The organism is Mycobacterium asiaticum, assembly GCF_001673315.1.
In the GTDB taxonomy this organism is placed as follows: domain Bacteria; phylum Actinomycetota; class Actinomycetes; order Mycobacteriales; family Mycobacteriaceae; genus Mycobacterium; species Mycobacterium asiaticum_B.
Map to the genome: position 1 here is coordinate 64,103 of NZ_LZLQ01000078.1, position 26,475 is coordinate 90,577.

General features: G+C 63.7%; 26 protein-coding genes and 1 pseudogene. 20 read left to right on the forward strand and 7 right to left on the reverse strand.

Translation table 11 applies throughout. From position 1 onward, the window contains the following. Window positions 1-41: 41 nt before the first annotated feature. The gene (locus tag A5636_RS11715) at window positions 42-1,292 is read left to right on the forward strand and encodes a KasA/KasB family beta-ketoacyl-ACP synthase (protein ID WP_065158797.1); all 1,251 of its coding nucleotides are present in this window, start codon (window positions 42-44) and stop codon (window positions 1,290-1,292) included. Here the strand turns inward: A5636_RS11715 and A5636_RS11720 are convergent. Both A5636_RS11720 and A5636_RS11725 read right to left on the reverse strand, forming a co-directional pair. Continuing rightward, entirely contained in the window at window positions 1,289-2,458 is a 1,170-nt protein-coding gene (locus A5636_RS11720) for a serine hydrolase domain-containing protein (RefSeq protein WP_065158798.1), read from the reverse strand. The genes A5636_RS11715 and A5636_RS11720 overlap by 4 nt on opposite strands. 1 nt (window position 2,459) lies before the next feature. Continuing rightward, window positions 2,460-3,941 carry a biotin carboxylase gene (locus A5636_RS11725; RefSeq protein WP_155763770.1) on the reverse strand — a complete coding sequence of 494 codons (1,482 nt, stop codon included), beginning with the start codon at window positions 3,939-3,941 and terminating at the stop codon, window positions 2,460-2,462. 102 nt (window positions 3,942-4,043) lie between these two features. On the opposite strand from A5636_RS11725, the gene A5636_RS11730 reads away from it, so the two are divergent. The 5 genes from A5636_RS11730 (at window position 4,044) to A5636_RS11750 (ending at window position 6,604) form a co-directional block, all read left to right on the forward strand. Continuing rightward, the gene (locus tag A5636_RS11730) at window positions 4,044-4,358 is read left to right on the forward strand and encodes a hypothetical protein (protein ID WP_065158800.1); all 315 of its coding nucleotides are present in this window, start codon (window positions 4,044-4,046) and stop codon (window positions 4,356-4,358) included. A 98-nt stretch (window positions 4,359-4,456) separates the two neighbouring features. Continuing rightward, the gene (locus tag A5636_RS11735) at window positions 4,457-4,663 is read left to right on the forward strand and encodes an antitoxin MazE family protein (protein ID WP_065158801.1); all 207 of its coding nucleotides are present in this window, start codon (window positions 4,457-4,459) and stop codon (window positions 4,661-4,663) included. Further along, the gene (locus A5636_RS11740; protein ID WP_065158802.1) at window positions 4,660-4,992 is read left to right on the forward strand and encodes a type II toxin-antitoxin system PemK/MazF family toxin; all 333 of its coding nucleotides are present in this window, start codon (window positions 4,660-4,662) and stop codon (window positions 4,990-4,992) included. The genes A5636_RS11735 and A5636_RS11740 overlap by 4 nt, the downstream gene beginning before the upstream one ends. 211 nt (window positions 4,993-5,203) lie before the next feature. Continuing rightward, on the forward strand, window positions 5,204-6,070 hold the full coding sequence (locus A5636_RS11745; RefSeq protein ID WP_253900565.1) for a bestrophin family protein: 867 nt from the start codon (window positions 5,204-5,206) through the stop codon (window positions 6,068-6,070). 288 nt (window positions 6,071-6,358) lie between these two features. Next, a complete protein-coding gene (locus A5636_RS11750) occupies window positions 6,359-6,604 on the forward strand; it encodes a hypothetical protein (protein WP_065158803.1) in 246 nt (81 codons plus the stop codon). Between the two features lie 78 nt (window positions 6,605-6,682). On the opposite strand, the pseudogene A5636_RS25465 reads toward A5636_RS11750, so the two are convergent. Further along, a pseudogene (locus tag A5636_RS25465) lies at window positions 6,683-6,862 on the reverse strand (alpha/beta fold hydrolase); the annotation flags it as partial. Between the two features lie 149 nt (window positions 6,863-7,011). Between A5636_RS25465 and A5636_RS11755 the strand changes: the two are divergent. From A5636_RS11755 to A5636_RS11775, 5 genes are all read left to right on the forward strand, one after another. Next, complete coding sequence (locus A5636_RS11755; RefSeq protein ID WP_019971094.1) at window positions 7,012-7,245, forward strand: hypothetical protein; 234 nt, start codon at window positions 7,012-7,014, stop codon at window positions 7,243-7,245. Next, window positions 7,235-7,546, forward strand: a complete 312-nt coding sequence (locus A5636_RS11760; protein WP_065158804.1) for a type II toxin-antitoxin system PemK/MazF family toxin — start codon at window positions 7,235-7,237, stop codon at window positions 7,544-7,546. Before A5636_RS11755 ends, A5636_RS11760 begins: the two co-directional genes overlap by 11 nt. 591 nt (window positions 7,547-8,137) lie before the next feature. Continuing rightward, window positions 8,138-8,545 carry a DUF302 domain-containing protein gene (locus A5636_RS11765; RefSeq protein ID WP_065158829.1) on the forward strand — a complete coding sequence of 136 codons (408 nt, stop codon included), beginning with the start codon at window positions 8,138-8,140 and terminating at the stop codon, window positions 8,543-8,545. After that, complete coding sequence (locus A5636_RS11770) at window positions 8,542-9,147, forward strand: mycothiol-dependent nitroreductase Rv2466c family protein (RefSeq protein WP_065158805.1); 606 nt, start codon at window positions 8,542-8,544, stop codon at window positions 9,145-9,147. The genes A5636_RS11765 and A5636_RS11770 overlap by 4 nt, the downstream gene beginning before the upstream one ends. A gap of 573 nt (window positions 9,148-9,720) precedes the next feature. Further along, entirely contained in the window at window positions 9,721-11,115 is a 1,395-nt protein-coding gene (locus A5636_RS11775; protein ID WP_065158806.1) for a PPE family protein, read from the forward strand. A 35-nt stretch (window positions 11,116-11,150) separates the two neighbouring features. Here the strand turns inward: A5636_RS11775 and A5636_RS11780 are convergent, their stop codons facing one another. The 3 genes from A5636_RS11780 to A5636_RS11790 form a co-directional block, all read right to left on the reverse strand. Next, window positions 11,151-11,972, reverse strand: coding sequence for an acyl-CoA thioesterase (locus tag A5636_RS11780; protein ID WP_065158807.1), 822 nt, complete (start codon window positions 11,970-11,972; stop codon window positions 11,151-11,153). Window positions 11,973-12,043: 71 nt separating this feature from the next. Then, the gene (locus A5636_RS11785) at window positions 12,044-12,745 is read right to left on the reverse strand and encodes a GAF and ANTAR domain-containing protein (protein WP_065158808.1); all 702 of its coding nucleotides are present in this window, start codon (window positions 12,743-12,745) and stop codon (window positions 12,044-12,046) included. A 189-nt stretch (window positions 12,746-12,934) separates the two neighbouring features. Further along, complete coding sequence (locus A5636_RS11790) at window positions 12,935-13,945, reverse strand: CobW family GTP-binding protein (RefSeq protein WP_065158809.1); 1,011 nt, start codon at window positions 13,943-13,945, stop codon at window positions 12,935-12,937. Window positions 13,946-14,076: 131 nt separating this feature from the next. Here A5636_RS11790 and A5636_RS11795 point away from each other — a divergent pair, with 131 nt between their 5' ends. The 5 genes from A5636_RS11795 (at window position 14,077) to A5636_RS11815 (ending at window position 20,809) form a co-directional block, all read left to right on the forward strand. Beyond that, entirely contained in the window at window positions 14,077-15,615 is a 1,539-nt protein-coding gene (locus A5636_RS11795) for a Re/Si-specific NAD(P)(+) transhydrogenase subunit alpha (RefSeq protein ID WP_065158810.1), read from the forward strand. Between the two features lie 28 nt (window positions 15,616-15,643). Beyond that, complete coding sequence (pntB, locus tag A5636_RS11800; RefSeq protein WP_065158811.1) at window positions 15,644-17,065, forward strand: Re/Si-specific NAD(P)(+) transhydrogenase subunit beta; 1,422 nt, start codon at window positions 15,644-15,646, stop codon at window positions 17,063-17,065. Between the two features lie 204 nt (window positions 17,066-17,269). Next, complete coding sequence (locus tag A5636_RS11805) at window positions 17,270-18,769, forward strand: PecA family PE domain-processing aspartic protease (RefSeq protein ID WP_065158812.1); 1,500 nt, start codon at window positions 17,270-17,272, stop codon at window positions 18,767-18,769. Window positions 18,770-19,010: 241 nt separating this feature from the next. Then, window positions 19,011-19,475, forward strand: a complete 465-nt coding sequence (locus tag A5636_RS11810; protein WP_065158813.1) for a CAP domain-containing protein — start codon at window positions 19,011-19,013, stop codon at window positions 19,473-19,475. Window positions 19,476-19,654: 179 nt separating this feature from the next. Continuing rightward, a complete protein-coding gene (locus A5636_RS11815) occupies window positions 19,655-20,809 on the forward strand; it encodes an AAA family ATPase (protein ID WP_065158814.1) in 1,155 nt (384 codons plus the stop codon). Window positions 20,810-20,812: 3 nt separating this feature from the next. Here the strand turns inward: A5636_RS11815 and A5636_RS11820 are convergent, their stop codons facing one another. Next, window positions 20,813-21,478, reverse strand: coding sequence for a carboxymuconolactone decarboxylase family protein (locus tag A5636_RS11820; protein ID WP_253900567.1), 666 nt, complete (start codon window positions 21,476-21,478; stop codon window positions 20,813-20,815). 43 nt (window positions 21,479-21,521) lie between these two features. Here A5636_RS11820 and A5636_RS11825 point away from each other — a divergent pair, with 43 nt between their 5' ends. The 4 genes from A5636_RS11825 to A5636_RS11840 all read left to right on the forward strand — a co-directional run. Next, a complete protein-coding gene (locus A5636_RS11825; protein ID WP_065158816.1) occupies window positions 21,522-22,130 on the forward strand; it encodes a TetR/AcrR family transcriptional regulator in 609 nt (202 codons plus the stop codon). Window positions 22,131-22,329: 199 nt separating this feature from the next. Continuing rightward, complete coding sequence (locus tag A5636_RS11830; protein ID WP_172827214.1) at window positions 22,330-22,758, forward strand: MmpS family transport accessory protein; 429 nt, start codon at window positions 22,330-22,332, stop codon at window positions 22,756-22,758. Next, complete coding sequence (locus tag A5636_RS11835; protein ID WP_065158817.1) at window positions 22,755-25,661, forward strand: RND family transporter; 2,907 nt, start codon at window positions 22,755-22,757, stop codon at window positions 25,659-25,661. Before A5636_RS11830 ends, A5636_RS11835 begins: the two co-directional genes overlap by 4 nt. 115 nt (window positions 25,662-25,776) lie before the next feature. Then, the coding region (locus A5636_RS11840) for a DUF222 domain-containing protein (protein WP_155763771.1) at window positions 25,777-26,475 on the forward strand (699 nt) is incomplete at its 3' end.

Consider the following 26,475-nt stretch of genomic DNA (forward strand, 5'->3'; position numbering starts at 1 on the left):
TGGTGACCCGCAAGGTCAGATCAGAAAGGGAATCGACGGGCATGGCAGCGTTAAGAACCGGCGAAGGTTTCCCCGACGTCGTAGTCACCGCGGTCGCATCCACAACCGCGATTGCGCCGGACGCTGAGGATACCTGGCAGCAACTGTTGCAAGGGCGCAGCGGAATTCGCCAACTCGACAAGACGTTCGTTACCGAATTCGACTCACCGGTGCGCATCGGCGGACCGCTGCATGAGGACTTCGACGAACACCTCAACCGCGTCGAGTCGCGTCGATTCGCGTTCATGCAGAAGATGGCGACGGTGCTGGGCCGGCGACTGTGGGAGCAGGCGGGCTCGCCCGAGGTCGACACCAATCGGTTGATGGTGGCGATCGGCCTGGGTCTGGGCAGCACCGAGGACATTCCGGCCTGGTATGAGGTGTGGAAGGTAAAGGGCATGCGCGCGGTCACGCCGCTGTCGGTGCAGAAATACATGCCCAACGCTCCTGCCGCTGCCGTCGGACTGGACCGGGAGGCGAAGGCGGGTGTCGTGTCGCCAGTGGTGGCCGATGCGTCGGGCGCCGTGGCCATTGCGCAGGCGTGGCGGCAGCTCGTCCTCGGCGAGGCCGACATTGCGATTTGCGGCGGCGTGGAGACCGTCATCGAGGCCGTCCCGACCGCCACGTTCTGGCAGCTGGGCATGCTCTCCACCAACAACGACGACCCCGCCGGCGCCTGCCGGCCGTTCGATGCGCACCGCGACGGCATGGTGTTCGGGGAAGCCGGCGCGTTGCTCCTGGTCGAGACCGAGGAGCACGCCAAAGCACGTGGCGCGACCATTCTGGCCCGCCTGATGGGCGCGTCCGCAACCTCGGATGGATACGACGTCGTCGAACCCGACCCGACCGGTCAGCGCGCCGGTGACGCCATCTCCCGCGCCGTCGATCTGGCCGGGCTGACGCCGGTGGATATCGACCACATCAATGCCCACGCGACGGGAACGAAGAGCGGAGACCTGGCCGAAGCCCGGGCCATTCGGAGAGCGCTCGGTTCGCATACGCCCGCGGTGTACGCCCCGAAGGCGGCGCTGGGCCACTCATTGGGCGCGGCCGGCGCGGTCGAGGCGGTACTGACCGTGCAGGCGCTGCGCGACGGAATCGTGCCGCCCACCTTGAATCTGAAGGAGCTCGACCCCGAGATCGATCTGGACGTCGTCGCCGGTGAGGCCCGGCGCGGCGACTACCGATATGCGGTCACCGAGTCATTCGGGCTGGGCGGAAATAACGTCGCCGTGGTGTTCGGCGCAGCCTAACCCGCCAGTTCGCGAGCGATGGCGTCGAAGGCGCGCAGCGTATCGAGTGTGTGCGGTTCGTGCGAGTCCGGTTGGGCCGACAGTTTGGCGGCAACCATGTCCGCGGCTCGGTTCACGTAGATCATCTGACCGCACATCCCCATGCACAACATGACGTTGTTGCCCTGGTAGGGGAACCACATCTGGTTGCGGTACATCCCGCCCGGCATCTCGTTGTCGTCCGGACTGGCCGCGAATGCCTCACGCGAATCCGGGCCACCTTCCAACGTGTCGGCGATCCAAGCCGGCGGCACCACCTGAAAGTCTGTCAGCGATACGCCATCGCGCAGGAACAGCGACCCGAACCGGATCATGTCGGCAAGGCACGCGTTGACCCCGCCGTCGAACAGTCCGGTGCCCTCCGTATCGACGCCGATGGTGGCGTCAGCCTGGGCGCCGATGCGACTCCACAGCAGCTCCGACATCAGCTCGGGCATGCGTTGAGCGCCGGCCACCTCGCATATCCAGCCGAGTACGTCGGTTTCACATGACCGGTATTGAAACGGTCCGCCATGCGCCGACTCCTGCCGCAGGGTCAGCAGGAACTCCTTCAGTGAGGAAGGGGAGTCCGGACTGCTCTTCGGCGCCCACCCGATCGCCTGGTCGAGGAGGTGAACCTCGGCGGCCGGGTCCCGGTAATTCTCGGAGAACGCGATACCTGACCTCATATCGAGGAGGTGGCGCACCGTCGCACCGTCGTATCCGCAGTTTCGCAGGGCGGGAACGTAATTCGTGACGGGCGCGTCGGGATCGATCAGCTTCGCCGCGTGCAAGGCGCCGACGACAGCGGCCACCAGCGATTTGCTCACCGAGAACAGCAAGTGGCGGGTCTGGGGTCCCAGCTCAGTGCAGTACTCCTCGGCCACCAGCGATCCGCGGTGGCAGACGGCCCAGCCGTCCGTCGCGGTGGTAGCCATCACCGTGCCAACAGTGGTTGTCACCCCGCCGGTGTTGGTCACCGCGATCTCGGCCAGGGGAGCCGTGGCTGCGGGCAAATCCGCGGCCGGCCCGGGCCCACGAGAAATGGTCGCGGTCGGCACCATGTCTTCGACGTGCTGAAAAGACCACTCCGCGTACGGTGCCGAAAACCAGTTGACCAGCGAGACGCCAGCCGGGACGCGAGTCATCTCACGCTCGCGCGACAAGGCGCGAGACGATCGGCGAGGCGGGCACCAGGGGAGTAGAGGCGAACTTCGCCTTCATGCCCTTCACCCATCGCCGGCACCGATCGGTGAGCTGATAATCGTCGGTCTGCAGGTGGCCGCGGGTGACCAGCACCCCGAGTTGGGCGCCTTCCGAGCGCAAGTCACCGGGCGCGGCGACCCGCATGTAGAAGGCCTCAGACCCGTCGAGCAGCGTTGCCCAGTCGTTCGCGGAACGGGCAAACGAGACGCGGCCTTCGTCATCGATCCGCCACACACCGGTGCGTGGCGTCGCGGTGAACAGCTCCACCTCCGGCGACGTCTCGGTGATGATCGCCTGCCCCCACACTTCGTCTTCGCCGTAACCGCGCTCCCAGCGTGTGTTGATCTCTTCGATGTCGAGTTCGTACTCCACGTCCATGTACTCGAGGAGGTGGAAGAGAAACAGCGGCATGTCGGCATAGGCCTCGGTGGTCAGGTTCGTCATCGGACTGGCGCCGCTGAGCCGCGGGTTGACCTCGCCGAGGTAGAGCTCGCCGGAGTCCAGGTCGTGCAGGAGGTCCACCTCGAAGTAGCCGCGGTAACCCTCGCGGCTCAGCACGTCACCCAGCTTGCGCACCATTCCCCGAGCGGCGCGCGTCTGGTCCGGCGGCAGCACCTCACGCCAGATGTCATTGCCGCACCAGCTACCCCGGTGCGGAGTCAGTTCCGAATAACCAACGAGACTCGTCATCGCAGGTCCGATCACGGTGCCGTGCCGGGTGACGACGCCTTCGATGCACACCTCGACGTTGCGGATCCGCTTCATCACTTTGACTTCCTGCTGTCCGCTGAGGTCTGCAGCGTGCTCGTCCCAGTCGCGCTCACCGTGCACAAAGAAGGTGCCGCTGCCGGCGTTGCCGTAGGCGACGGAGATGACGAGGTCATCGCCGAGACCGGCATTCTCGGCGAGTGCGAGGAGTTCGTCGTAGGAACCGGCCCGTCCGATCGCGTGCGGCACGCTCGGTACGCCGGCCTCGTTGGCCAGTCGCGTCATGACGATTTTCGAGCCCAGGCGTTCACGCAGTTCCGCCGGTGGGTGCATCACCTCCAGACCAGCCTGCCGCGCCAGCGACTGGGTTTCGCTGTCCAACATCACGAAGCAAACTTTGCCGCCTGGCCCGCGGCCCGCGATGAATTCGAGGGTCTCGGAATCGGACAGGAGGTGGTTGCACACGTCGCCCATGGAGTCGAAGTCGAGGCGGTCGCGTCGCCGGGGGACGAACACGCGCGAATGCGTGCCCTCGAACGAGTCGAAGTAGGTCAGGTAGAAGAAGTTCCGTATCCACCGGTCAATACCCAGCAGGTTGAACGGGGTCGGGGAGATGAAGTACAGGGGAACGGTGTTGTTGTGAAAGAACGCGCGAACGTCCGACAGTCCGTTCAGTGGGCGGCGGGCCGCAGAGTCCATTGCACAAGTTTGCGCCATGCCAGTGGCCGTGTCGTCTTTTCTGGCTCGACCGGTTGAGTATTGCGCTTTCAGCGCCACGTCGGATCAACTTGTCTATCGGTAGAGCAGGAGGTTCATCTGATGGTCAAGCGAATTCTCGTCGTATCGGCTGCATTGCTCGCCGTCACACTGACGAATACGGTGACTGCCCCTCCGGCCGCAGTCGCGGACACCTACTGCGGCAAGTCAAGTCGGGGAGCGTCGGTCTACGCCGGCAACTCGGAGACCTCCTGCGAATTTGCCCTCAGCACTGCGGAGGCGTACCACGCCTACGGAAAAGGCTCACAGCCGTTCGACGTGCAGAGTCCGGTTACCGGCCAGACCTACTCCATGACCTGTACGGCCGCTGGCTCGGTGTGCCAGGGCGGCAACAATGCCCTGGTTTACCTGCGTTAGACGCGCGCCAAGGCTTCGGCCGCGCTGATCGATGCGTGAAAGTGCAGCGATGGGGGATTATTCGGTCTGTCGATCGGCGTTACATGTAACATGTTCGCATGACAGTGCGACAGAGGGTCGGAGAGTACCGACGGCGGATGCGGGAGCGGGGCCTGCGGCCGCTGCAGGTCTGGGTGCCTGACGTTCGCACTGAGGGTTTCGCCGCCGAGGCTCATCGTCAAGCCGCGTTGATCGCATTAGCGGACGAAAGCACCGATGACCAGGACTTCATTGAGGCCCTCTCGACGCCGTGGGACGAGGAGTGAACAGAGGGGAGATCTGGACCGTAGCCGGCGGTGTTTACGCGACCAAACCCCGTCCCGCGGTGATTATTCAGGACGACCTCTTTGCTGCGACGAATTCCGTAACGGTTGCTCCCATGTCCAGAACGCTGCTGGATGCGCCATTGATGCGCATCCGCATAGGCGGCGGAGACGGCCGGTTATCCGGACTTGATCACGACAGTGACGTCATGATCGACAAGCTCACGACAGTCAAGAGGTCGAACGTCCAGTCCAGAGTCGGTCGGCTGACAGCGGAGCAAGTCGTGGAGGTCGAGCGAGCGATGATGGCATTCCTCGGCCTTGCGCGTTAACCCGTTGTGCCACACCCCATTCGATAGGGCATATCCAGGTCGGTCGAATTCTCTCGTCACGCCTACCGCTGCTAACCTCGCCTCCCGCCACATGTGCGGCAGTTTCGCCTGGAAACACCTGGAAACACCTGGAAACAGAGGTGTTGCGTCAGACATCGAAATTTGGGAGTATCCGGCGGCGGTGCCCGTCCATCCCATCTACGCGAAATGAATGATGATTCAATACGATTCGCACAAATGGCTCGACCACTTTTTTGACATCCGCGGGTCGCTGGTCCGGGAGATCATCGGTCGAGTCTCCCTATGCGTCGCGTGGTCGGCGGCGGTTGTCGCCTTTCACAACTATGTCGCTCCGGTCGGCATGCCGATCCAGCTGCACACACTGATGGGCCTCGCCCTCGGTCTCCTTCTGGTGTTCCGCACCAGCTCCAGCTATGACCGTTTCTGGGAGGGACGCAAACTGTGGGGAGGGATCGTGAACGAAACACGAAACCTCGTCCGGAGCGCCAGCGTCTACATGAAGGCGGATCCTGCGCTGGTCGCCCGACTCACCCGGTGGACGGCCGCCTTTCCTTGGACAACCATGCACAGCTTGCGCGGCACCGAAGGCCGCTGGCCGCACATCACCGAGCTTCCGCCCGCCGAGGCACAGGAGGCGATGGACGCCCAGCATCCAGCTCTCGCTGTCGCCGCCAACATGTCCGATTGCCTCCGGGAGGCGCGGGAGCGCGACCTGATCTCAGACATCATGCTCACGTCGATGGACCAGAACATTCAACTCCTGGTCGACTACCTCGGCAGCTGCGAACGAATTAGCAAGACGCCCATGCCCTTTGCCTACGCCGTTCACCTGCGCCGGTCGCTGGTCCTCTATTGCTTCACGCTGCCATTCGCCATGGTCGAGACCTTCGGCTGGACGACCATTCTCGACGTCCTCATCATCGCCTACACCTTCTTCGGCATCGAGGAAATCGGCGTCGAGATCGAGAGCCCCTTCGGACATGACGCGAACGACCTGCCTCTCGAGGACATCTGCGAAACGATCCACAAAAACGTCTACGCGCAGGCGGGCATTTAGACGAGGGGCGCCAAACGCCACTGACGACCGCGGCCCCAAAAAGTCGTTCGCCGGCTTGAGGCGATGGGCCTATCGCCGTGGCTGACGTTCCACGCCGCTCGCCGCTCATGGACCTCCTGGCAAGCCGAGGCGCGGTTGGCCAGACCACTACTTTGTGCTGTGACCGTTAGGGATCGTTACCGCAATCGCGATTTCGCGCTCGTATCTTCGGACGTACGAGAATGCCCAACCTGAGCGCTCGACCCGCATTACGCCTGTAGGCGTCCGCAAGCCTTGGGGGACTGTGACATGACTACCGCTATCGGCGCGTACCACCCAATCGAGAAATACGCGGCTGACGAGTATGACGATTTCACCTCGGCGGTTGCCAGCATCAACGCAATCGGCGGCCGGAGGGACGACGTTGTCGTTGAATTCAAGCCATGGTGGCGACCCACCGAAGAAGAGATCGTGCGCGCGGCGATTACCGCAATTTTGATATCCCTCGTGGCCCTGATCGGCCTTGCGGCGTGCGCGATCTTGACGATGGGTTAGCAGCGCCTGAGCCTGGTTTCGCCTGCGGGCCGAAACGCTTTTCCGGTGCGTCCCTTTCTTATCGGCAGAGACCGCAGATCAGGACGCGATGAACTCGAGCAGATCCTCGTTGAGGACATCCGCGTGCGTGGTGAGCATGCCGTGCGGGTAGCCGGCATAAGTCTTCAACGCGCCATTCCGGAGTAGGTCGACGGCTCGGGGAACCGAACTGGCAAACGGAACGATTTGATCGTCGTCGCCGTGCATGACCAGGACCGGGCGCCACTGAGAGCAATGGCCGAGACGATCGAGACGCGCACATTCTGTTTGCTACCGGCCACACCGGTATTCGCTGGATAGGTGCTGCCGGATGAAGAACGCTCATGCGGATCCAGCGGTCGTCTTACAAAACGTCGTACACTGTTGCGGTGGCTGACACGATCACCTTCAGGCCCGACGAAGACACATCGAAGGCGCTGGAGGTCCTGACAAAAGACGGAACCGCCGTGTCCGTAGCCGTTCGATCTGCTCTTATCGATGCCGCACGACGGAAGGCCGGCGCGGCGATCCGTGCCGAGGCGGAAAGGCTTGCCGAAGACGAGTCCGACCGCGCTGAGGCCATGCAGGTACTACGCGACATGGAGACGTTGCGTGCGTGGTGAGGTCTTTCAGTTGCGTGCCCCGCGGGGGAGTCGCGGTCACGAACAGTCCGGTTCCCGCTACGCCGTAGTAGTCCAGTCAGATCAACTGCCCCTGTCGACGTGGCTGGTTGCACCAACATCTGCGTCGGCTCGTGCCGCGAGCTTTCGTCCCGAAGTTGAAATCGGCGGCGTGAACACCCGCGTGCTTGCCGAACAGGCCGCCGCAGTCGACCCGAGCCGACTCGGCACGAGCGTCGGGTTCCTAAGCTTCGATGAGATGCGCCGCGTTGATGCGGCACTGCGCATCGTCCTCGATCTATGAGCGTCGGACTCGCAGTCAACGACCTGAAGAGACCATAGACCTCGCCAAATCCCAATCACCGTGTCATCCAACAACGGGCCCTCTCAGTTCGGCCGGTATCGAAAACCGATGTACCACGGGGTAATACGGCATACTTAACTTGACATAATGTCGCTTATCGGTAAATAGCAGACCTGCGGTTATGTGCGCCGTGCGTACGCACGCCCAAGTTGACCATGCGTTTCCCCCAAATCACGCCTCGACGCGGGCCACGACGCGGTTGTCGTCCGGTCGATGCCCGGGCTGGCCGGGACCGCCGGCCATCTGTCGATTGCGGGGTGCGGCAGCAGTTCGGCCGCTCTTGCTCGACCCAAGCCTCACGAGCCGCGGAAGGCTCGCGGGCAACAAAATGTCACTGTGACGGAATCGTCGTCCGCTACCCGACCGGAAGACCGCCCTGCCACGGGGCGGTGATTTGTCACTGTGACGAATTGCGTTGCGCCACTGGGCTATTCGAGTTGCACACGCAGACGGCAATCGCGCGGATTACCACAATCTTCGGAGGGTACCCAAGTCACGTACGGACGACGGGTTCGGCGGAAGGAAGCAATGATGACACTCGCACTGGCAGCGGCCCTCGATGTTCCGTTCGATGAGGCGGTCGAGCGCACCCGGTCCGCGCTAGCCGAACAGGGTTTCGGAGTGTTGACCGAAATCGATGTCCAAGCCACGCTCAAGGCCAAGCTCGACGAGCAGATCGAGCCCTACCTGATCCTGGGCGCCTGCAACCCCAACCTGGCCCACCGCGCCCTTGGAGTGAACCGCCAGATCGGCCTTCTACTGCCGTGCAATGTCGTCGTACGGACCGACCCCGACGCGCCCGGCTCCACGCTCGTCGAGGCGATGAACCCGGACCTCATGGTCCAGGTCTCTGGCGAATCCGAACTCGAACCAGTCGCCCGGGACGCCACGGAGAAACTCAGTGCCGCGATCAAAGCTCTGTCCGGAGGTGCACGATGACGGCCATCGACTTCTACTTCGATCCGGTGTGCCCCTTCGCCTGGGCCGCATCGCGCTGGCTGCTCGAACAGGCCGATCACCGCGACCTGGACATCACCTGGCACCTGATGAGCCTGGCTGTACTCAACGAAGGCCAGGAGCCCGACTCGGAGAAAGAGCGCGAACACCTTGCGTTGTCACGTCAACTAGGGCGCGTCGTGCTCGCCGCCGTCGAAGTCAGCGGTCCCAAGTTGACCGAGCCGCTGTACACCGCGCTCGGCCGGCATCTTCACGATGCGGGCGAGGACATGACACCAGAGCTAGTCGGCGAGATTTTGTCCGAGTGCGGAGTCGACAGCAGTCTTGCCGAGGCGATGTTCGATGACGAGCGTGATGACGTGCTCAGCCTTGCGCACCAGGAAAGCCAAGATGCACTCGGCGAAACCGGCGGTTGCCCAATCCTGTGCATCGACGACAACTGCTTTTTCGGTCCGGTGCTGTGCGGAATCCCTACCGGCGACGAGGCGGACGACCTGTTCGAGGCGCTCGTCACCCTCGCCCACTCACCGAAGTTCGCCCAGCTAAAGCGACCCCACAGGAAGCCGCCGACGGCATCCTCGTGATCCGCCGAGCGTGAATTCCTGCCGCCGACCGCCTCCTCGCGGCTCGCCGAGCGTGAATCCTGCCGCCACCTCGTGGACCCGCCGAGCGTGAATCCCGCCGCCGACGCCTCGTCGTGATCCGCCGAGTGTGAATCCTGCGACGCGACACGCCGAGAAGCCGTCGGGAAATGCACAGTCGGGATTCCCCTGCGAGACTGCAGCGGGCCGCCACCTGAGATTTTCTCAGCAAACAACAGATGCTCCAATACAGATGGCCTACCGCGCGCAATACAGGTGCTTTAGACCAAGATCAGTGCCCATCCAGGCGAGCGCTGGTGCGGGCCAGCCGCAGCGCACCGTCGCAACTGAAACCTGAGAAAAATTCACAGGAACCTGAATCCAGGGCTCTCTCCGCAGGTCAACGCCCATTTGTAGCCGCATTGACCAAAACGTCAATTCCCATACGTTCGCAAATCAAATGTATTCACCCACTCAATCCGATATCGCATGGCATTATCGGCCCGTATCGGATGGCTTCGTGCATTGAGCAAAGACATTGCCGGAGCAACGTGATACAGAAAGGTTGACCCAGCGATGAGCTTTTTCATGCTTCCCCCGGAAATCACTTCTGCCAGGATGTTCTCCGGCGCCGGTTCGGGACCCATGTTGGAGGCAGCGGCGGCCTGGCGCTCGCTAGCCACCGAATTGGATTCGGCGGCGGAGTCTTTCTCGACGTTGACATCGGGGCTCACCGCCCAGGCATGGCAGGGTCCGGCGGCCCAGGCAATGGCAGCTGCCGCGGCACCATATGCGAATTATTTGGCGACGGCGGCGGTACAAGCGGTCGGAACGTCGACGCAAGCGCAGGCAGTCGCCGGCGCCTTTGAATCGGCACTGGCAGCCACGGTTCACCCCGCGCTCATCTCAGCCAACCGATCGAACCTGGTGTCGCTAGTGCTGTCGAATCTCTTCGGACAGAATGCCCCGGCGATCGCCGCGGTCGAGAGCCTCTACGAAGAAATGTGGGCTGCGGACGTGACGGCCATGCTCGGCTATCACGCCAATGCGGCGGCTGCGGTAGCGCAACTAATTTCGCCCGCCGCCAGCGCGTTGCCCAGCTTCGGCTACGGCAACATCGGCGAAGGCAACATCGGGTTCTTCAACACCGGCACCCTCAACTTCGGCCTCAACAACGTCAGCCCCTTCTTCACCCCCACCGACCCCATCACCACCTTCGGCGGCTTCGGCATCGCCAACAACGGCACCGAACTCGTCGGCGCATTCAACACCGGCAACCAAAACGTCGGCATCGCCAACAACGGCGTCTTCAACATCGGCATCGCCAACACCGGCACCTACAACTCCGGCCTGCCCATATCCCTGCTCACCGCACTCGGCGTCGGCAACCAAGGCAACTGGAACCAAGGCTTCTTCAACACCGGCAACCACAACCTCGGCATCGGCCTGGTCGGCGACAACCTCATCGGCATCGGACCACTGCACATCAACGCCGCCAACCTGCCCAGCCTGCCCAGCTTCCCGAGCCTGCCCAGCCTGCCGTCGATACTGCCCGCCGCCAGCGTGTTGCCCAGCTTCGGCTACGGCAACATCGGCGAAGGCAACATCGGGTTCTTCAACACCGGCACCCTCAACTTCGGCCTCAACAACGTCAGCCCCTTCTTCACCCCCACCGACCCCATCACCACCTTCGGCGGCTTCGGCATCGCCAACAACGGCACCGAACTCGTCGGCGCATTCAACACCGGCAACCAAAACGTCGGCATCGCCAACAACGGCGTCTTCAACATCGGCATCGCCAACACCGGCACCTACAACTCCGGCCTGCCCATATCCCTGCTCACCGCACTCGGCGTCGGCAACCAAGGCAACTGGAACCAAGGCTTCTTCAACACCGGCAACCACAACCTCGGCATCGGCCTGGTCGGCGACAACCTCATCGGCATCGGACCACTGCACATCAACCGATAGCAGACGCTGCAGAGCAGACAGTCGCTGCCGGTAAATCACCGCGGCGGAAAGTACATCTCCTGCCGCACGGTGGCCACCAAATCGCCGTTACGGTTGAACATGGTCCCACTGGCAAGAGCGATCGAGTCCGCGCTGCTCGGTGAAGACCGTTCCAGCAGTAGCCAATCCGACAATATCGCCGGAGCATGGAACCACACCGAATGGTCACGCTGCGCGGACTCACCGACACCGCCGCGTGCCACGAACGCCGGTTCGGTCAACGTCACCGCCGACAAATAGGCGACCAGACTCGCTGCCAGCGCCGGGTCGTCGGGTACCTCTCCATCGGGCCGCCACCACATCAGGGAGCGGGCCGGCGGCGCGTCGTCGGTGTCGATGACGCGGCGCTCGAACCAACGCAGGCTTGCCCACCGCCCCTGGGTGCTCTCGCCGGACTCGGCTAAATGCGATGCCACCCACGGCAGCGACTCCGGTTGCGGCGCTTGCGGAATCGCTGGCTGGTAGACACCCTGAGCCGACGCGGGATCAGCCACCTTGAACGACGACATCGCTTCCATCAGGATCTTGCCGTCTTGCCGGGCGGTAACCCGGCGCGCTGAGAACCTGCGCCCTTCTTGCAGATCGGTCACTTCGAAGTCGACCGGCCGTCCGGAGTCGCCTGGCCGCAGGAAATAGGTGTGCACGCTGTGCGGTGCTCGCCCGGGTGCCGTATGGCTCGCCGCCAACAGAGCCTGAGCGGAAATGTGACCACCCAGGATGTGGTTGCCCGGCGCTGAAAGTTGTTGGCCGACGAAAAGCCACGGGCCAACCCGCGCAAGCTCCATGGTGGCAAGCACGTCAGCCAGCGAGGAAGACATCGCGCGTATTTTGCCGGACGGTGCCGGCGATCGCCGCGCTGGCCCAGCGATCGGTGCCGGCGATCGCCGCGCTAGCCCAGCGATCGGTCGACGAATACGAGTTTGCGGGCCACCTCATATATAGGTGTGTTGGACTCCTGGGACAGCTTGGTCAGCAGGGTGAAAGCCTCGCTGGACGTCACCTTTTGGCTCTCCATGATGATGCCTTTGGCCTGACCGATGATGTCGCGGGAGGCCAACGCACTGCGGAGTTCGTCGTTGCTTCTGGCGCCTGCCAGACCGACCGCTGCCTGCGCTGCCAGCGCCAGCGCAAGGTCCTCGACTTCCGGCGTGAAAGCCCCGACGTCTTCGGAGTACAGGTTGACCGTCCCGAGCTCGTTTTCATTGGTGTAGAGCTGGATCGACAAACTGGAGCGCACTGCTGTCTGCTGGATCAGATCGGCGACGAAGTCGGGCCAACGAGTCTCTTGGTGATAGTCCTCGACGCGGACCGTGTACTGGTTCCACAGCGCTTCCAAGCAGGGGCCTTGCTGGTGCTCGTCCTGCAACCTGTCGAGCGTTCTGGGGACCGTGCCCGTGGCGGCGACCGATTCGATTGTCCGGCGGCGCCGATTGACTACAAGCGTCACGCCGGCGTGCGCCACCCCCGGCAAGATCTGGGTGGCAGTTTCAGTCACCCCACGTAATAGTTGATCTGAATCAAAATCAACGTCCTGCTGACTGTGCAAGCTGCGCGCCAGCTGCGCCAAAGTGGCATAAATATCGTCGCTCAATACCTACTCCAGGCCCTTGCTGATCAATCTGACGGCGCCCGACGTCCGACAGGGCAGTATAACGACCGCAAAGAGAGTACGGTTCGCGTAGCGACGGAGATGGCATGGTTGCCTCTGTTCTCCGCGTGAGGTGATCAGCGGCGAGCAACTTCGGTGTTGAGAAGACAGCACAGGGCCGCTGATCCCCGATCACGCGCTCCATCGCCGGTAACGCTGCAGCCGCCGCAAACCGTCCTGCGACGCCGAAGCTGCGGGCTGCAGGGCCGCACCCAGCCTCGCCCGCACAGCGGGAACGTCCAGCTCCATCCCGATAGCAACCAGACAATTGGGCACGGCCGACGCCGGTGCGTCCCCGATGTGGATCGCGCCACCTACGACATTGACGACATAGTTTCGTACGCGTGCCCGTTGCTGCACCGCCACAACGCCTTTCAGCCGGAACACGCCGGGCGGCGGTTGCTCGACAAGGTCGATCAACGCTTCGACGTCGACACACCCGCTGCTGGTGACCGTGACGGCGTCGGCCTCGACGTGGTCGTGGGCGTGGTCGGCCTCCAGCAGCAACTCTCGAAACGACAGCTGCCCAGCGTCCTCGGCCGTGTCCGACGAGTCGAAAAGCAGCGCCGGATCGATCCGGCCATCCGTGGTGCCCACCACCTCCACGCGCGGATTGCGTTGCGATACACGTTCTTTGACGCGCTGTAGCACTGCCTGCCGCTGATCCGACCGAACTTGGTCGAGTTTGTTGACCACGATCAACGAGGCCGCGCCGTACCGCGCCGGAGGCAGTTCGGTGCGGTCGACGGTGTCGAAATGGTTCGCGGCGTCGATGACGTCGACGAGCCCACCGGGCCGCACCCCGGTCACCTCGCTGAATCCGATGATCCGCGCGATCGCCACGGGATCTGCCAGGCCGCTGGCCTCAACGACGATGGCGTCCAGGCGCCGGGCTGGGTCGGCGAGCTTAATGAGCGCGTCCGGAAGGCCGCCGTCGTCGGGCAGGCAGCAGATGCATCCGCCGGCAATCGACGCCGGTTCGTCGATCTGACCGGCGACCAGACCGGCGTCGATGTTGAGTTCACCGAAGTCGTTGACGACGACCCCGATGCGGGTACCAGGAGTGCGCAACAGGTGGTTGAGCAGCGTCGTCTTGCCCGCACCCAGATGCCCGGTGAGTGCGATCACAGGTATCGCTGACAAAACCCCTCCCCGCGTCGGCGTCCGGCCTTCCGAGGTTAACCGGCTCGCGGAGCTGTTTTCGTGGGCATGGCGACCTGCCGTAGGCTTTGCGGCGATTTGTGAAAGCTCATCCATCGAACGGACGCAAGCAAGTGATCATCGGAATACCACGCGAGTCCCTCCCTGGTGAGACGCGCGTCGCCGCCACGCCGCAAACGGTCGGCCAGCTCATCAAGCTCGGCTACGCGGTGGTTGTCGAATCTGAGGCCGGTGCCGCCGCGAGCTTTCCCGACGGTGCATATGTCGAGGCCGGCGCCGAGATCGGTTCGTTCGAGCAGACGTGGGCGGCCGACGTCGTCTTGAAGGTGAACCAACCGAACGACGACGAGATCAACGCCGTGCGCGAAGGCGCCACCCTGGTCAGCCTCATCTCCCCCGCCCTGCAGCCGGAACTGGTGGAGAAGCTCACGAAACGCCCGATCACCGTGCTGGCCATGGATGCGGTGCCCCGCATCTCCCGGGCACAGTCGCTCGACGTGCTCTCGTCGATGGCCAATATCGCCGGCTACCGCGCGGTGGTGGAGGCCGCCCACGCGTTCGGCTGGTTCTTTACCGGGCAGGTCACCGCCGCCGGCAAGGTCCCGCCCGCCAAGGTGCTGGTGGTCGGAGCGGGGGTGGCGGGACTCTCTGCGATCGGGTCGGCGGGCAGCCTCGGTGCCATCGTGCGCGCCACCGACCCGCGACCGGAAGTCGCCGATCAGGTCAAATCCCTTGGCGGCGAATACCTTTCGATTGAATCCGAGGAAGCCGAAGTTTCGGCCACCGGGTACGCCAAGGAGATGAGCGACGACTACAAGGCGCGCGAGGCGCGGTTGTATGAGGAGCAGTGCAAAGACGTCGACATCATCATCACGACGGCACTGATCCCCGGAAAGCCCGCCCCGCGGATCATCACCGGCGACATGGTCGCCTCGATGAAGCCGGGCAGCGTGATCGTCGACATGGCCGCGGCCAACGGCGGCAACGTCGAAGGCACCGTCAAGGACCAGAAGGTCGTCACCGACAACGACGTGACCATCATCGGTTACACCGACCTGGCCGGACGGCTGCCCGCGCAGTCCTCGCAGCTGTATGGAACGAACCTGGTCAACCTGCTCAAGCTGATGACCCCGGAGAAGGACGGCCAGCTCGTCCTGGACTTCGACGACGTCGTGCAGCGCTCCATGACCGTGGTACGCAACGGCGAGAAGACCTGGCCCCCGCCGCCCGTGCAGGTCAGCGCGGCGCCAGCGGTCGCCGCGACGCCCGCCGCGCCCGCCAAGCAGCCCCAGGCCAAGAAGCCGATGTCCACTGGACGACGGCTGGGCACCGCGTTCGTGGCCGCCGCCGTGCTGTTCGCGCTCATCGCGCTCTCCCCCGCTGCCCTACAGGTGCATCTCACGGTTTTCGCGCTGGCAATCGTGATTGGTTATTACGTCATCGGGCACGTGCACCACGCGCTGCACACCCCGCTGATGTCGGTGACGAACGCGATCTCGGGAATCATCGTGCTGGGCGCTCTGCTGCAGATCGGCCGCGACGACCTCGCGATCACCGTGGTGTCAGCCGTGGCGATTCTGCTGGCCAGCATCAACATCTTCGGCGGCTTCGCGGTGACGCGGCGAATGCTGGCCATGTTCTCGCGCAGCTGAGCCCGCGCAACCAACCGGAGGATTTCCTTTGTTCACGGTAGAAACCACCGCAACCGCGGCCTACGTCGTCGCGGCGCTGCTGTTCATCCTGGCGCTGGCCGGGCTGTCCCGGCACGAGACGTCCAGGGCCGGCAACACCTTCGGCACCGTCGGCATGGCAGTGGCGCTGGTCGCGACCATCGCGCTGGCGCTGGACCACACCATCAAGCCCCTGGGGCTGGCGCTCCTGGTGGGAGCGATGCTGGTCGGCGCCTCGATCGGGTTGTGGCGGGCCCGGGTGGTCGAGATGACCGGCATGCCCGAACTGATCGCCCTGCTGCACTCGTTCGTCGGTCTGGCCGCGGTACTGGTCGGCTGGAACGGCTACCTGCACATCGAGGGCCATCCGCACGGCGCGGACGCCATTGCGCTGCGCGCCGAAGGCCTGGCCGGGATCCACTCGGCCGAGGTCGTGGTCGGCGTGTTCATCGGTGCGGTGACGTTCACCGGGTCGATCGTGGCGAACCTGAAGCTCTCGGCGCGGATCAAGTCCGCCCCCATGATGCTGCCGGGCAAGAACTTCCTGAACCTGGGTGCGCTGGTGGTCTTCGCCGCGCTGACGGTGTGGTTCGTGATCGACCCGACGATCTGGCTCCTGGCCGCGGTGACCGTGCTGGCGCTGTTGCTCGGCTGGCACCTGGTCGCCTCGATCGGCGGCGGCGACATGCCGGTGGTGGTGTCGATGCTGAACAGCTACTCCGGTTGGGCCGCGGCCGCGTCCGGCTTCCTGCTCAGCAACGACCTGCTGATCATCACCGGCGCGCTCGTGGGTTCCTCCGGTGCGTATCTGTCCTACATCATGTGCAAAGCGATGAACCGGTCCTTCATCTCGGTGATCGCCGGCGGCTTCGGCATCGAGGCCGGTCCGGCCAGCGACAAGGACTACGGCGAACACCGCGAAATCACCGCCGAAAGCGTCGCCGAGCTACTCGACTCGGCCGACACGGTCATCATCACGCCCGGCTACGGAATGGCTGTCGCCCAGGCCCAGAACGGCGTCGCCGAGCTGACCCGCCGGCTACGGGCCCGCGGGGTCAACGTCCGCTTCGGCATCCACCCTGTCGCCGGTCGTCTGCCCGGCCACATGAACGTGCTGCTGGCCGAGGCCAAGGTCCCCTACGACATCGTGCTGGAAATGGACGAGATCAACGACGACTTTGGTGACACCGCGGTGGTTCTGGTGATCGGCGCCAACGACACGGTCAACCCGGCCGCGGCAGAGGACCCGAGCAGCCCCATTGCGGGCATGCCGGTGCTGACCGTGTGGGAGGCCGACAACGTGATCGTGTTCAAGCGGTCCATGGCCTCGGGTTATGCCGGTGTGCAGAATCCGCTGTTCTTCCGGGACAACACCGCCATGCTGTTCGGCGACGCGCGTGACCGGGTGGACGCAATCTTGGCGGCGCTCTAGTTCGGGATGTGCTCGCGAGCGGAACCTGGCGGCGATTTTCGGCCCGGACTCTCGCAGTGCGGTTCGGCTCGAGACGATTACGTGGGTAAGGCGCCGTACGTGTCACCCACAGGTAACATTCCGAGTGCCGAAAGCCGAGATCCCGGGGTGGGAATCTGGATAGGCTTTAGAGCGCAGCGCGCTGGTCGACGTTAGGGGGGCGACGTGTCGTTTCTAGCCGTGGCTCCTGACTGGCTGTCGTTGGCCGCAGCGGACCTGGAAGGCATCGGATCTTCGCTGCATGCCGCGAGTGCGGCCGCGGCCGCTCCGACCACCGGGCTGGCGGCTGCCGCGGCCGACGAGGTGTCCGCCGCGGTGGCGACGTTGTTCGGGGAGTTTGGCGACGAGTTCCAGTTGGTGAACGCCCGGGTGGCTGCGTTTCACCAGCAGTTCGTGCAGTCGCTGAATGCTGCGACGGGCTCGTACGCGTCTGCCGAGGCGGCGGCCGCGTCGGTGCTGGACCCCGTTTTCGATGTCATCAACGCGCCCACCCAAATTCTGTTAGGCCGGCCGCTGATCGGCGACGGAGCACCTGGTACTGCCGCGAATCCGAACGGTGGCGCCGGCGGGATCTTGTGGGGTAACGGTGGCGCTGGTTACTCACCAACCACCCCGGGCGCAACAGGTGGCGCCGGCGGTGCGGCCGGTTTGATCGGCAACGGCGGCCCCGGTGGTACTGGTGGCGGTATCGCCGGAATTAACCGGGGGCTCGGCGGTCCCGGCGGGGCTGCCGGCCTGCTGTGGGGCAACCCCGGTTTCAGCGGTGCAGGTTTGGACGGTCGTACCGTCCCGATGCCGACGATCAACGTCACCGAGCCAGTCGTGAATCTTGCGGTGAACGGCCACAGCACCGGGCCAATACTGGTCGACACTGGTTCCGCAGGACTCGTCGTTCAAATGAAAGACGTCGGCGGGCCGCTGGGGCTGCTGCGCATGGGCCTGCCGACCGGATTGAACGTCAGTGCCTACAGCGGCGGCCTGACGTACCTATACGCCACCTTCCCCACGACGGTGGACTTCGGAAACGGCCTGGTTACCGCGCCAACCGGCGTGAACGTCGTGCTCTTCTCGCTACCGACGTCGCCATTCGCGATCTCGGCGTACTTCACCGAGTTCTTGAAGAACCCGTTCACCACTCCATTCGACGCCTACTTCGCGACCGCGGGGGTGGACGGTGTCTTGGGCGTTGGACCCAATGCGGTGGGCCCGGGGCCGAGCATTCCCAACATGGCATTGCCCGGCAACCTCAACCAAGGCGTCCTCGTCGATATGGACAACGCGATACTTCGCTTTGGTCCCAACGACTATCAGAACCCGATCCCCTATGCCTCACTGAACGGCTCACCCATCACCACCCTCTACGTGCAAGTCGGTAACACCCCTGTCGTAGCCGTGCCTTCCATTGTCGACTCCGGCGGCGTGTATGGCACCATGCCCGCGTCGGTAATCGGCGGCGCTGGCGCGTTGCCCGCAGGCACGCAGATCACGGTCTACGCGGACTCCAACATGCAGAAGCCGTTGTACTCCTTCAACACGAACGGCCCTTATCAACCGACGGTTATTTCGTCAGGGCTGATGAACACGGGCTATCTGCCCTTCGCCAACCGTCCAATCTATATTGACTACACCACGCCCGGTGGTAGCACCATTGTTAATAACCCTTAATGCGTTGCGGGACTGACACTTCCGCACACCAGTCAGCACCGACCGCCAGCTGGTAGCCATCAGCGGGTTCGGCACTCTCTCCGCACCCTGAACCGACGCCGCGTTTACTGGCACTCCCAACGGGTAACGCTAAGTCCACGTTCGCCATAGCGAAGAAAATCACGCTCTCGACTCTTCAGGCCGAACGTGGATAACATTTGTATTGCAGCGAAGCGAGTGTTTGGCCCGAGGCAACATGACGATGAAGTTCAAGGTTTTGGCCGTCTTCTCATTTTGCGCTGCTTTCACAACGGCTTTCGGCTCGCTTGCTGGCGTTACCGCCCACGCCGATGATTCCGCGCTCTACAACGGCATCAACCAGCTGCGCCAGACATGTGGGGCGATCGCCGATGACCCGCGTTTGACAGAAGCAGCGCAGCGGCACGCCAACGACATGTTGAAGAACGCGGTGGACGGCCATCTCGGTTCGGATGGCTCGCTCCCGCAGGCACGGATCGCGGAGGCCGGCTACCGGGCTGGCCGCACGGGAGAGATCGTCTATTGGGGCACCGGTTCTGCCGCGACTCCGACCGCCGCGCTCGACGGTTGGATGGCAAGTCCGCCACACCAAGCGATCATCCTGAACTGCGCATTCACCGCTGGCGGCTTCGCCACAGCCCGGGACGGCAACAAGATGACTGCCGTCGGCGACTTCGCGGGTCTTTAACCCAACCGGCTCAAGCCATTTCGGGTCGTCATCGCTTCCGTGGCTGGCCCTGGATGAATGCAGGTGCGGAACGCCTCACAGTGCATGATCCAATGGCAATACGAACAGCGACGTGCAAGTCCCCAGTCCGCGCGTAGCGAGCCTTGCCAAGTGTCGGCGGCCTGACATAGGAGAACCGCATGCTGCAGACGGTCGCGGTGCGCGGCTATCGCTCACTGCGCGAACTCATCCTGCCGCTGGGCCGGCTGTCCGTCGTCACCGGTGCGAACGGCACCGGCAAATCCTCGGTGTACCGCGCGCTGCGGCTACTGGCCGATTGCGGTCGCGGCGAGGTCATCGGTTCCCTGGCCCGGGAGGGCGGGCTGGAATCGGTGCTGTGGGCCGGGCCGGAGCAACTCGGCGGGGCCCGTCGGGAAGGCAAGGCCCAGGGCACTGCACGCACCCGGCCGGTATCCCTCGAACTTGGTTTTGCCGCAGATGATTTCGGTTACCTGGTCGACCTAGGCATACCGCAGATGGCCGGCTATCGGTCGGCGTTCGCGCGTGACCCGGAAATCAAACGCGAAGCCTTGTTCGTCGGACCGGTACTGCGACCCGCCACCACGCTGGTGCGACGCACCCGCGAATTCGCGGAAGTCAGCGGGGATTCGGGGTTCGAGGAGCTGTGCCGGACGCTGCCGGCGTACCGCAGCGTGCTCGCTGAATATGCTCACCCGCAAGCACTTCCGGAGCTTGCCGCCGTGCGGGAGCGGCTGCGCGGCTGGCGGTTCTACGACGGCTTTCGCGTCGACGCCGCCGCGCCCGCCCGCCAACCGCAAGTGGGGACCCGCACGCCGGTGCTGTCCGATGACGGCAGGGACCTAGCCGCTGCGATCCAGACGATCGTCGAGGCGGGCTTCGACGACCTGAGCCGTATCGTCGCCGACGCATTCGACGGCGCCACCATCGCGGTCGATGTCAGCAACGGCCTGTTCGATCTTCAGCTGCAGCAGCGGGGCATGTTGCGGCCACTGCGGTCAGCCGAATTGTCGGACGGGACACTGCGTTTCCTGCTCTGGGCCGCCGCGTTGCTCAGCCCGCAGCGACCGTCGCTCATGGTGCTCAACGAACCCGAAACCTCACTGCACCCCAGCCTGGTCGGTCCGCTGGCGTCGCTGATCCGTATCGCGGCCGAACACACCCAGGTGGTGGTGGTCACCCATTCCGCATCGCTGCGCGAACTGCTCAACGACGACGACGCGGTCGAGATCGAACTGTACAAAGATTTCGGCGAAACGCGGATCACCGGTCAGGGTCTGCTGACGACGCCGCCGTGGGACTGGGGCAAACGGTAACGCTCAGCCCGAAGCCACCACCGACGCCGAATTCCACGGCGCCACAACGCCTCCCGACCTAGCTGCCTCCGGGAGATCGTCACTGACGTCCCACGTCGCCGAGAGACGTCCGATTCCCAGTCCAATCGCACAATGCAGGCCGAGTTCCACCAGTTGATCCTCGGTGAAGTGCTCGCGCAACTCGTCGTAGACCGCGTCGTCGATGGCCAGGTGGTCGGTGGCGAACAGCTCCGCAAAACGCAGGGCGGCCCGTTCGGCGGCGGACAGGTTCGCGGCTTCGGCGGGTCGCTCCAGTGAGCAGACCGCCGCCTCGTCGAGACCGTCGGCGACGGCGCTCTCATAACGCACCGCAATGCAGCTGCGGCACTGGTTGAAGAAGGCGATACGCAACCGCACGAGTTCGAGAAGCCGGGGTGGCAAGGTCCCGTTGCCGCGCAGCGCGGCCGTCAGGTTGCCGACGGCTTCGGCCACGCCAGGAATGCGACTCATGATCGCTGCCACGCCAAGGTTGATCCGGTCTCCTTGAGCGAGGTCTTGCGTCGGGACATCAGCAAAGACCGCTGATCGCGCGATTCGAGGCACTGCCATCTCCCCTTCGATGCGGAATGTCTCTCTGAGTATCGCCCCAGTAGAGCCGCCGGCAAACCCGGCGCCAGTAATCTGTGCCACTCGATGAGTGCAAAGTGTGCATTTCGTGCAAATATTGATTGCTATGTCGACCCAGTTAGGCCTGCGCGAGCGGCGCCGCCGCCAGACCAGTGCGGACATCCGCGGCGCTGCCGTGCGTTTGGCACAGGCGCGGGGCTGGGACAAGGTCACGATCGAGGAGATCTGCGTCCAGGCGGGAATCTCGACCCGCACGTTCTTCAACTACTTCCCGAACAAGGAAGCCGCGATCGCCTACGGCCCCTCTGACCTGCCGCCGGAGCTGGCCGCCGAGTTCGTCGCCGCCGGGCCGGCCCCCTATTCGGTGGTGCTGGAAGAACTCATTACCCTTGCCGCACACCATCTGCGGGACATGCCGCCCGAGCGCGAGCAGGCGGTATGCATGCTGGATCTGGCTAAAACGACACCGGCGGTGCTCGCGGCGTTCCTGGCAGATCTGGAACGGTTTCAGACGCACCTCACCGACATCGTCGCCCAACGCCAAGGCATGCGCGCCGATGACGAAATTCCGGCATTGATCGCCGCTTTGGCGTTGACGGCCGTGCGTTCGGGTATAGAACGCTGGTCAAGCAGCGATTCGCAAGACGCCGGGGACACGCCGATGCCCTACGTCGAACGAGCTGCCGCGCTGGTCAACAGCATCTTTTCCACCTGAGGGCGTGACCAGCGACACACAAACTTGCATAGTCTGCAAAATATGCAGATCATGTATCCATGGTTCGGCCGCTGCGCCCGACCATGCCTCGGTCCCCCGGGGCATTTTTCCACTGCACGTTCGAACACGTTGTGACGCAAGGCGACTTGTCAGCACCACCAAGCGGGAAAGGGATCGGGCAGTTGTCAGTGAATGAGCGATGACGAAGATCGTGCGCAACGCCTGGTTGCCGCTGTTGATCGTGGCCGTCGTGGTTATCGGCGGCTTTGCCGTGGCCCGCGTCAAGTCGTTTTACGCCCTCAATCAGGAGGACACGCTGACCAGCGCGAAGGTGGACGACTCGAAGCCGTTCAAACCCAAGGTCGTCAAGTACGAGATCTTCGGTTCGGCCGCCAGTGCCAATGTCAACTATCTGGATCTCAGTGCTTCACCGCAGCGCTTGGACGACGCGCCGTTGCCCTGGACGTTGGTGCTTAGCACCACGGCGCCCTCAGTGTTCCCGAACATCTCCGCACAGAGCGACGGCAATTACCTCGGCTGCCGCATCACCGTCGACGACGAAATCAAGGACGAGAAAACAGCCACCGGCGTGCACGCCCTGACTTCCTGCTTGGTGAAATCCGCATGAGCACAGCTACCCACGACGCGCCGACCGATTCGATCCCGGTCACCAAACACGCTGCGCGCGGGGCGATCCCACGTTTCGTCCGTAAGTTCGCCCTGCTGATCATCCTGGGCTGGATCGCACTGATCGCGCTGCTGAACGTGGTCGTCCCCCAGCTTGACGAGGTCGGCAAGATGCGGTCGGTGTCGATGAGCCCCGACGACGCGCAATCGGTGATCGCGACCAAGCGCGTTGGCGAGGTGTTCAAGGAGTACAAGTCCAACAGCTCGGTGATGATCGTGCTGGAGGGCCAGAACGCGCTGGGCGCCGAGGCGCATGCCTACTACGACCAGATCGTCAAGAAGCTCGAAGCCGACCGCGCACACGTTGAGCACGTCCAAGACTTCTGGAGCGATCCCCTCACCGGGGCCGGCGCCCAGAGCAACGACGGCAAAGCCGCTTACGTCCAGGTCTACCTCGTCGGAAACATGGGCGAGACGAAGGCCAACGACTCGGTCGAAGCCGTCCAGAACATCGTGGAAGGAACCTCCCCACCCAAGGGGGTCAAGGCTTACGTCACCGGCCCTTCTGCGCTGGAAGCCGACCAGCATCTGGCCGGCGACCGCAGCCTGCAGGTGATCACGGCCGTGACCTTCTTGGTCATCATCGCGATGCTGCTGATGGTCTACCGATCCGTCGTCACGGTGTTGCTTACGTTGGCGATGGTCGTGTTCGAGTTGGCCGCGGCCCGCGGTGCGGTCGCGTTCCTGGGCTACCACAAGATCATTGGGCTCTCCACGTTCGCCTGCAATCTGCTAGTGACCCTGGCGATTGCGGCCGCGACTGACTACGCGATCTTCCTGATCGGCCGATATCAGGAAGCCCGGGCCGTCGGTGAATCCCGAGAAGACGCCTACTACACCATGTTCGGCGGCACGGCCCACGTCGTGCTCGGCTCCGGCATGACCATCGCCGGCGCGACATTCTGCCTGCACTTCACCAACCTGCCCTATTTCCAGACGCTGGGCGTCCCGCTGGCCATCGGCATGGTGGTGGTGGTGCTCGCAGCATTGACGCTTGGGCCCGCGGTCATCTCGGTGGCATCACGCTTCCGCCAGATTCTCGAGCCCAAACGCGCGCAACGCATCCGCGGCTGGCGCAAGATCGGCGCCCTCGTCGTGCGGTGGCCGGGCCCAATCCTGGTCGTGACCATCGGGATTGCGCTCGTCGGTCTACTCACCCTGCCCGGATACCGAACGAACTACAACGACCGCAACTACCTGCCCGCCGATCTACCGGCGAACGCCGGCTATGCGGCCGCCGATCGACACTTCTCCAAGGCCCGGATGAACCCCGAGCTGCTGATGATCGAAAGTGACCACGATCTACGGAATTCCGCGGACTTCCTGGTCATCGACAAAATCGCGAAAGCGATCTTCCGGGTACCCGGAATCAGTCGCGTGCAGGCCATCACCCGGCCCGAGGGCACGCCGATCGAGCACACGTCGATCCCTTTCCAGATCAGCATGCAAGGCGTCAGCCAGCAGATGACGCAGAAGTACCAAGAAGACCAGATCGCCGACATGCTCAAGCAGTCCGACGAGATGCAGACGACCATCAACAGCATGGAGCAGATGCAGGACATCACCGTGCAGATGGCCAACGACATGCACGTGATGGTCGGCAAAATGCACTCGATGACCATCGATGTCGCCGAGTTACGGGATCACATGGCCGATTTCGAGGACTTCTTCCGGCCCATCCGGTCGTACTTCTACTGGGAGAAGCACTGCTACGACATTCCGGTGTGCTTCTCGTTGCGCTCGGTGTTCGACGCCCTGGACGGCATCGACACGATGACCGACGACATCCAGAGCCTGCTGCCCGTCATGGATCACCTGGACACCCTGATGCCGCGGATGGTGGCGTTGATGCCCGAGATGATCGCGAACATGAAGAACATGAAAACGATGATGCTGACCATGTATTCGACCCAGAAGGGTCTGCTGGAACAGCAACAGCGGGCACAGCGCGACTCCGCCGCCATGGGCAAGGCCTTCGACGCGTCCAAGAACGACGACTCGTTCTATCTGCCGCCGGAGACGTTCGACAACCCTGAATTCAAGAAGGGTATGAAGAACTTCATCTCCCCCGACGGCCACGCCGTGCGTTTCATCATCAGCCATGACGGTGATCCGATGTCGGCAGAAGGTATTTCGCATATCGATGCGATCAAGAAGGCCAGCTACGAAGCCCTCAAGGGCACGCCGATGGAGGGTTCGAAGATCCTCCTCGGCGGAACGGCGGCCACCTTCAAGGACATGCAGGAAGGCAGCAACTACGACCTGTTGATCGCCGGAATCGCCTCCATGTGCCTGATTTTCATCATCATGCTGATCCTGACCCGCAGTGTGGTGGCTTCAGCAGTCATCGTGGGCACCGTATTGCTCTCGCTGGGTGCATCTTTCGGCCTCTCAGTACTGATCTGGCAGCACCTCATCGGGATCGAGCTGCACTGGATGGTGCTGGCGATGTCGGTGATCATCCTGCTGGCCGTGGGCGCCGACTACAACCTGCTACTGGTGTCCCGGTTCAAGGAAGAGATCCATGCCGGCTTGAACACCGGCATCATCCGGGCGATGGGCGGCACCGGTTCCGTGGTCACGTCGGCGGGACTCGTGTTCGCCTTCACGATGATGACGATGGCCGTCAGTGAACTGACGGTGATCGGGCAGGTCGGTACCACGATCGGGCTCGGCTTGCTGTTCGACACGCTGATCGTCCGGTCGCTGATGACGCCGTCGATCGCGGCACTGCTGGGCAAGTGGTTCTGGTGGCCGCAACGGGTCCGGCAGCGGCCCGTTCCGGCGCCGTGGCCGAAGCCTGCTCAGCGCGCCGAGAAGACGGAGTCTTTGGCCAACGCCTGATCTATGCCTTATCGGTGGCCTCAGGCATGGAGCCATCGGCGCGAGGTAAGGGATTGTCCGCGTACTGATTTCACAGCGGAGCGGATTTGTCGTACCCCCCTGTGATGATGGGGTTATGTCTTCGGGTGCGTCGGCTGTGGTGAGTCCTAAAGAGCGCTTGGCGGTGTTGTTTGAGGAGTTGGCGGAGTTGGCCGGTCAGCGCAACGCGATTGATGGGCAGATCGTGGAGATTGTGGCTGAGCTGGAGCGCGATGAGTTGTGTGGGATGACCGGGGCGCGTTCGGTGGAGTCGTTGGTGGCCTGGAAAACCGCTTCGTCTTCGGCTAATGCGAAAACGATCACCACCATCGCGCGCCGGGTGGAGGAGTTCCCGCGTTGTGTGCAGGGGATGCGCGAGGGCCGGTTCTCACTGGATCAGGTCGGGGTCATCGCTTCTCGGGCCGGTGCGGGTTCGGATGAGCATTACGCGCAGTTGGCCGCGGTGGCCACGGTCAATCAGTTGCGTACCGCGGTCAACCTTGAACCGCGACCCGAACCTGAGCCGGTGGCGCCGCCGGCGCGGCCGGTGATCAGCAAGACCTCCGATGAGGCCGGCAGCTGCTACCGCATCAAGCTCGACCACCACGATGCCGCGAAATTCGATGCCGCCCTGGCTTCGCACCGCGACGCGCTGATCGCGGCGTGGAAACGCGACCACAACACCGGCAGCGGCAGCGGCGGCGCGGGTGTTTCCGAGTCCCGGCCGCCGCTGCCGGGCACCGCCGACGCGTTCCTGGCCCTGATCGAGGCCGGCTGGGACACCGTGCAGGTCCGC